The following is a 6,987-nucleotide window of genomic DNA, read 5'->3' on the forward strand; positions in this document are numbered from 1 at the left end:
ATTACCTGCCACTGTTGCTGCAGGCGACTTTCAGGGCCTGGGAGAGGTGCTGTGCGTAGCGGGAACCGAGGATGAAACTCTGAATCTGCATTGCGCGCGCATTACGTAGAGTTACTTCCAGGAAAGGCATCCCGGCGTCCTTCGGAACTTTTCCGCATTCCGTCACATGCATGGTTATGGTGATCTTGCGGGCGGAGCCTGCCTTTGTCCGGAAGGGGACGTGCGGCGCCGCGACCAGCGAGAGGCCGGCATACGGCTGGGTCACCCGGGTCACGGTGACCGGCGGTCCCGTCTCCACCCGCAGCAGCACCTCGAAGCTGAAGCTGCGGGCCGGTGCGCCGGGCGGGGTGGCCCGATCGCGTAGGTACGACATCGCCACCGTCTGTGCGGGGTACGGCACTTCGGGCGGCGGCGGTGGCTGCGGGCGGGTCGCGTAGAGAGAGCCGCCGCCCGCGAGGAGGGCCACGGCGGCGGCGAGGGAAAGGACGGCGCGGCGGTGGCCTGCGTACAGGGCCGTGAGCCGTGCGCGCCTTGGGCCGGTGGGCCGTTGTGGCGCGCTGTCCCACGCGCGCGTGCCCTCGCCGGGCTCCAGGGGGCCGATGCCGCTCATTGCCACGGACCTCCGCTCGGGGTGCCGTGCCGGTACCGCTCGGCGCACGCCCTGCGGGCCTGACGGTCGATCAACTTGTCCGCAGCGGCGGCCCCTTGGTGCCGCTCGGCCGCCTGTGCCGCGTCCACGACGTCCCGCAGGATCGCGTACTGTCCGTTCGACAGCCCCATGGACTGGTAGTCGCCGTAGGTGCCGCTGTCGAGCACCTTCCGCGACCAGTACGCGACGATCCTGGCGCACAACTCCGCGTCGGAGGTCGGCGACGCGGAGGCGGACGAGGATGAGGTGGGTGCGCCGCCGCTGCCCGGCCCGGCGCCGTCCGTCCGGCCGCAGCCGGTCGTCCACAGGACTGCGGACAGCGCCGGTCCGAGCACCAGGAACCTCATGCCCCGGAGGGAAACCCCATGCCGTCCCATGTGCCGACGCTAAGGGGAGGGACGGCGGGGGGCAACGGTCCCGCGGGGAGAACGGCCCCGCGGGGGTCGCTCTCAGTCGCCGGCGGGCCGGGCGTGCGCCTCGTCGCCGGACCGCACGTCCCGCAGCAGGCAGGTCAGCCGGGCGGTGCACACCCGGCGCCCCTCCTCGTCGCTGATGACGATCTCGTACGTCGCCGTCGACCGCCCCCGGTGCACGGGCGTGGCCACGCCGGTCACCAGTCCCGAGCGGACCCCGCGGTGGTGCGTGCAGTTCAGGTCCACGCCGACCGCGATCTTCGAGCTGCCGCCGTGCAGCATGGAGCCGACCGAGCCGAGGGTCTCCGCCAGCACCGCGGACGCGCCTCCGTGCAGCAGTCCGTACGGCTGGGTGTTGCCCTCCACCGGCATGGTCGCGACGACCCGCTCCGCCGACGCCTCCAGGATCTGCACGCCCATCCGCGTCCCGAGGTGACCCGCCGAGAACAGCGCGGGAAGGTCGACGCCGAGTGCGGCGTACTCGTCGATGACCTCCTGCGGGAATTTCACCTGCTGCTGCTCACCCATGGGCCCGGCTCCGTTCGTCGTACGCCTGTCTCGTGACTGAGCAAACGCTCAGTCGGTCGCCGATTGTTCCAGACGGGCTTCCGGGCGGGTCTCCGGGCTGGTCTTGAGCGCGGTCTCCAGGCGGACCACGACGGACTTGCTGGCCGGGGTGTTGCTGGTGTCGGCGGTGGCGTCCAGCGGAACGAGCACGTTGGTCTCCGGGTAGTACGCCGCCGCGCAGCCCCGGGCCGTCGGATAGTGGACGACACGGAAGCCGGGCGCCCGCCGCTCCACACCGTCCTTCCACTCGCTCACCAGGTCGACGTAGGACCCGTCGGCGACTCCCAGGGCCCGCGCGTCCTCCGGGTTCACCAGCACCACGCGGCGGCCGTTGGTGATGCCCCGGTAGCGGTCGTCCAGGCCGTAGATCGTGGTGTTGTACTGGTCGTGCGAGCGCAGGGTCTGCAGCAGCAGCCGGCCCTCGGGCAGCTCCGGGTACTCCACCGGTGCCGCCGTGAAGTTCGCCTTGCCGGTCGCCGTCGGGAAGCGGCGCTCGTCGCGCGGCGCGTGCGGCAGCGTGAAGCCGCCGGGGCGGGCCACGCGCGCGTTGAAGTCCTCGAAACCGGGGATCACGCGCGCGATGCGATCGCGGATCGTCGCGTAGTCCTTCTCGAACTCCTCCCACGGCGCCTTGCTGTCCGCGCCGAGCACCCGGCGCGCCATCCGGCACACGATCGCCGGCTCGGACAGCAGCTGCCGGCTTGCCGGCGCGAGCCGCCCGCGTGAGGCGTGCACCATGCCCATGGAGTCCTCGACGGTGACGAACTGCTCGCCGCTGCCCTGGAGATCGCGTTCGGTGCGGCCGAGCGTCGGCAGGATCAGCGCACGCGCGCCCGTGACGACATGCGAGCGGTTGAGCTTGGTCGACACGTGCACGGTCAGCCGCGCGCGCCGCATGGCCGCCTCCGTGACCTCCGTGTCGGGGGAGGCGGCGACAAAGTTGCCGCCCATGGCGAAGAACACCTTCGCCTCGCCGTCCCGCAGCGCGCGGATGGCCCGTACGACGTCGAATCCGTGCTCGCGCGGGGGCGCGAACCCGAACTCCTTCTCCAGCGCGTCCAGGAAGGCCGCGGAGGGCCGCTCGAAGATGCCCATCGTGCGGTCGCCCTGCACGTTGGAGTGGCCGCGCACCGGGCACACGCCCGCGCCCGGGCGGCCGATGTTGCCGCGCAGCAGCAGGAAGTTGACCACTTCGCGGATGGTCGGGACGGCGTGCTTGTGCTGGGTGAGTCCCATGGCCCAGCAGACGATGGTCCGCTGCGAGGCGAGGACCATGCCGAGGGCCTTCTCGATCTCCGCGCGCGTGAGGCCGGTCGCCGCGAGCGTCTCGTCCCAGTCGGCGGCGCGCGCGGCCTCGGCGAACTCCTCGTACCCGTGCGTGTGTTCGCGCACGAACTCCTCGTCGACCGCGCCCTCGGTCTCCAGGACCAGCTTGTTGAGGAGACGGAACAGGGCCTGGTCGCCGCCGAGGCGGATCTGCAGGAACAGATCGTTGAGGGCGGCGCCCTTGAGCATGCCCTGTGCGGTCTGCGGGTTCTTGAACCGCCCCAGGCCGGCCTCGGGCAGCGGGTTGATGCTGATGATCTTCGCGCCGTTCGCCTTGGCCTTCTCCAGGGCGGAGAGCATGCGCGGGTGGTTCGTCCCGGGGTTCTGCCCCGCCACGATGATCAGGTCGGCCTTGTAGAGGTCCTCCAGCAGGACGCTGCCCTTGCCGATACCGATGGTCTCGGAGAGCGCCGAGCCGGACGACTCGTGGCACATGTTCGAGCAGTCGGGAAGGTTGTTGGTGCCCAGCTCGCGGGCGAAGAGCTGATACAGGAACGCGGCCTCGTTGCTGGTCCGCCCCGAGGTGTAGAAGACGGCCTCGTCCGGGGAGCCGAGGGCGGAGATCTCCCCGGCGATGATGTCGAAGGCACGCTCCCAGCTGACCGGCTCGTAGTGATCTCCCCCTTCGGGGAGGTGCATGGGATGCGTGAGCCGGCCCTGCTGCCCCAGCCAGTACCCGCTCCTGGTGGCCAGGTCGGCGACGGAGTGTGCGGCGAAGAACTCCGGGGCGACCCGGCGCAGGGTGGCCTCCTCGGCGACCGCCTTGGCGCCGTTCTCGCAGAACTCCGCCTTGTGCCGGTGGTCCGGCTCCGGCCAGGCACAGCCCGGGCAGTCGAAGCCGTCCTTCTGGTTCACCCGCAGCAGGGTCAGCGCGGTCCGCCGCACACCCATCTGCTGCTGGGCGATGCGCAGGGTGTGCCCGATGGCGGGCAGCCCCGCCGCCGCGCGCTTCGGCTCCGCGACCTGCGGCGCGTCCTGAACCGGATCGCCCTTGGGCGGCTTGGTCGCCATCGCACGGTCCCCTTCGACTGCGTGTGAGAAGTACGCGCCCGATCCTCCCACGCGCCTCCGACAGCCGTGAGCCCCGGCCCTGCCGGGGGACGGGAGCACTGCTTGCGTCGCACGCCGTCCCGCGGTGCCGAACCCGCCGCGGCCCGGACTGTCAGTGGGGCGTGGCAGGATCGGGGGCGTGGCAGAGACAGCATCGAAGAAGACCGACAAGACCCCCGGCGGTACCCGTCCCCGGCTGATGCTCATGGACGGGCACTCGCTGGCCTACCGCGCGTTCTTCGCGCTGCCCGCGGAGAACTTCACGACCGCGACGGGCCAGCCGACGAACGCGATCTACGGCTTCGCCTCGATGCTGGCCAACACCCTGCGTGACGAGGCGCCCACGCACTTCGCGGTGGCTTTCGACGTCTCCCGCAAGACCTGGCGCTCCGAGCAGTTCACCGAGTACAAGGCGAACCGCTCCAAGACCCCGGACGAGTTCAAGGGCCAGGTCGAGCTGATCGGCGAGCTGCTCGACGCGATGCACGCGCCGCGCTTCGCCGTCGCGGGCTTCGAGGCGGACGACGTCATCGCCACCCTTGCCACCCAGGCCGAGGCCGAGGGCTTCGAAGTACTGATCGTCACCGGCGACCGAGACTCCTTCCAGCTGGTCACCGAGAGCACGACCGTGCTGTACCCGACGAAGGGCGTCTCGGAGCTGACCCGCTTCACCCCGGAGAAGGTTTTCGAGAAGTACGGGTTGACGCCCGTCCAGTACCCCGACTTCGCGGCCCTGCGCGGCGACCCGTCCGACAACCTCCCCGGCATCCCCGGTGTCGGCGAGAAGACCGCCGCGAAGTGGATCAATCAGTTCGGCTCGTTCGCTGAGCTGGTCGAGCGCGTCGACGAGGTCAAGGGCAAGGCCGGGCAGAACCTCCGTGACCACCTCGAGGCGGTCAAGCTCAACCGCCGCCTCACCGAGCTGGAGCGCCAGGTCGAGCTGCCGAAGACGGTCACCGAGCTGGAGCGGGCCCCGTACGACCGCAAGACCGTCACGATGGTCCTGGACACCCTGGAGATCCGTAACCCGTCCCTGCGTGAGCGTCTCTTCGCCGTCGACCCGGGCACCGAGGAGGCCGAGGCCACTCCGGTCGCGGCGGAGGGCGTAGAGCTGGACGGCAAGATCCTCGGCGCCGGCGAGCTGGCCCCCTGGCTGGCCGAGCACGGCACCGGGACCCTCGGCGTCGCCACGGTCGACACCTGGGCCCTGGGCACCGGCTCGGTCGCCGAGGTCGCGCTCGCCGCGGCTCAGGGAGCGGCCGCCTGGTTCGACCCCGCCGAACTGGACGAGGCCGACGAGAACGCGTTCGCGGCCTGGCTGGCCGACGCCGGCCGCCCCAAGGTGTTCCACAACGCCAAGGGCGCCATGCGCGTCTTCGCCGAGCACGGCTGGAGCGTCGAGGGCGTGGACATGGACACCGCCCTCGCCGCCTACCTGGTCAAGCCGGGCCGCCGCTCCTTCGACCTGGACGCGCTGTCCCTGGAGTACCTGCACCGCGAGCTGGCCCCGGCCGCCGCGGCCGACGGCCAGCTGGCCTTCGGCGCGGACGACGGCGCCGAGGCCGAGGCGCTGATGATCCAGGCCCGCGCCGTCCTCGACCTGGGCGAGGCCTTCGGGGAGCGCCTCCAGGAGGTCGGCGCCGCCGACCTCCTGCGGGACATGGAACTGCCCACATCCACCCTGCTCGCCCGCATGGAGCGCCACGGCATCGCGGCCGACCGCGCGCACCTCGAAGCGATGGAGCAGATGTTCGCGGCCGCCGTGCAGCAGGCCGTGAAGGAGGCGCACGCCGCCGCCGGCCACGAGTTCAACCTGGGCTCGCCCAAGCAGCTCCAGGAAGTCCTCTTCGGCGAGCTGGCCCTGCCCAAGACGAAGAAGACCAAGACCGGCTACACCACCGACGCGGACGCCCTGGCCTGGCTCGCCACCCAGACGGACAACGAACTGCCGGTGATCATGCTCCGCCACCGCGAGCAGGCGAAGCTGCGGGTCACGGTCGAGGGCCTGATCAAGACGGTCGCGGCCGACGGCCGTATCCACACCACCTTCAACCAGACGGTGGCGGCGACCGGCCGGCTCTCCTCCACGGACCCGAACCTGCAGAACATCCCGGTCCGTACCGACGAGGGCCGGGCGATCCGCCGCGGCTTCGTGGTCGGCGAGGGCTTCGAGTCCCTGATGACCGCCGACTACAGCCAGATCGAGCTGCGCGTGATGGCCCACCTTTCCGAGGACGAGGGCCTGATCGAGGCGTTCACCTCCGGCGAGGACCTGCACACGACGGTCGCCTCCCAGGTCTTCTCGGTCGGCCGTGACGCGGTGGACGCGGAGATGCGCCGCAAGATCAAGGCGATGTCGTACGGCCTGGCGTACGGCCTCTCCGCCTTCGGTCTCTCCCAGCAGCTGAACATCGAGGCGGCCGAGGCGCGCGCCCTGATGGACACCTACTTCGAGCGCTTCGGCGGCGTACGGGACTACCTGCGCCGGGCGGTCGACGAGGCGCGGGCGACGGGCTACACGGCGACGCTCTTCGGGCGCCGCCGCTACCTCCCCGACCTCAACAGTGACAACCGTCAGCGCCGCGAGGCGGCCGAGCGCATGGCCCTGAACGCGCCGATCCAGGGCACGGCGGCCGACATCGTCAAGATCGCCATGCTCAACGTCGACCGGGCCCTGCGCGCGGCGGACCTCAGGTCCCGCATGCTCCTCCAGGTCCACGACGAAATCGTCCTGGAGATCGCCCCCGGCGAGCGCACGGCCACCGAGGAGATCGTCCGCCGCGAGATGGCCGACGCGGTCCACCTGAGGGCCCCGCTCGACGTCTCCGTGGGCGTGGGCCCGGACTGGGAGTCGGCAGCGCACTGACCTTCGGCGATCCGACGGAGATGGCCGGGGTGCGGGACACCCACGGACCCAACCACGACCGACAAACAAAAAAAAAACAAAACAAAAAAAAACAAAAAAAAAAACAAAAATAAAAA

5 protein-coding genes are annotated in these 6,987 nt (G+C 70.6%); 1 reads left to right on the forward strand and 4 read right to left on the reverse strand.

Annotated features, from left to right (window positions below; translation table 11 throughout):
- Position 1: 1 nt before the first annotated feature.
- From ABZ471_RS14865 to ABZ471_RS14880, 4 genes are all read right to left on the reverse strand, one after another.
- Positions 2-610, reverse strand: coding sequence for a Tat pathway signal sequence domain protein (locus tag ABZ471_RS14865; protein WP_359066302.1), 609 nt, complete (start codon positions 608-610; stop codon positions 2-4).
- A complete protein-coding gene (locus ABZ471_RS14870) occupies positions 607-996 on the reverse strand; it encodes a hypothetical protein (protein ID WP_359066304.1) in 390 nt (129 codons plus the stop codon). Before ABZ471_RS14870 ends, ABZ471_RS14865 begins: the two co-directional genes overlap by 4 nt.
- 102 nt (positions 997-1,098) lie before the next feature.
- The gene (locus tag ABZ471_RS14875; protein ID WP_359066306.1) at positions 1,099-1,590 is read right to left on the reverse strand and encodes a hotdog fold thioesterase; all 492 of its coding nucleotides are present in this window, start codon (positions 1,588-1,590) and stop codon (positions 1,099-1,101) included.
- A 48-nt stretch (positions 1,591-1,638) separates the two neighbouring features.
- Positions 1,639-3,966, reverse strand: a complete 2,328-nt coding sequence (locus tag ABZ471_RS14880; RefSeq protein WP_359066308.1) for an FdhF/YdeP family oxidoreductase — start codon at positions 3,964-3,966, stop codon at positions 1,639-1,641.
- A 178-nt stretch (positions 3,967-4,144) separates the two neighbouring features.
- On the opposite strand from ABZ471_RS14880, the gene polA reads away from it, so the two are divergent.
- Positions 4,145-6,871 carry a DNA polymerase I gene (gene polA, locus ABZ471_RS14885; protein ID WP_359066310.1) on the forward strand — a complete coding sequence of 909 codons (2,727 nt, stop codon included), beginning with the start codon at positions 4,145-4,147 and terminating at the stop codon, positions 6,869-6,871.
- Positions 6,872-6,987: the final 116 nt, after the last annotated feature.

This window comes from Streptomyces sp. NPDC005728 (assembly GCF_040630895.1).
Classification (GTDB): Bacteria; Actinomycetota; Actinomycetes; order Streptomycetales; family Streptomycetaceae; genus Streptomyces.

Coding starts and splice junctions, on each gene's coding strand:
- ABZ471_RS14880 (WP_359066308.1), bottom strand. CDS start 3,966: ATGGCGACCAAGCCGCCCAAGGGCGATCCGGTTCAGGACGCGCCGCAG.
- ABZ471_RS14865 (WP_359066302.1), bottom strand. CDS start 610: ATGAGCGGCATCGGCCCCCTGGAGCCCGGCGAGGGCACGCGCGCGTGG.
- ABZ471_RS14875 (WP_359066306.1), bottom strand. CDS start 1,590: ATGGGTGAGCAGCAGCAGGTGAAATTCCCGCAGGAGGTCATCGACGAG.
- ABZ471_RS14870 (WP_359066304.1), bottom strand. CDS start 996: ATGAGGTTCCTGGTGCTCGGACCGGCGCTGTCCGCAGTCCTGTGGACG.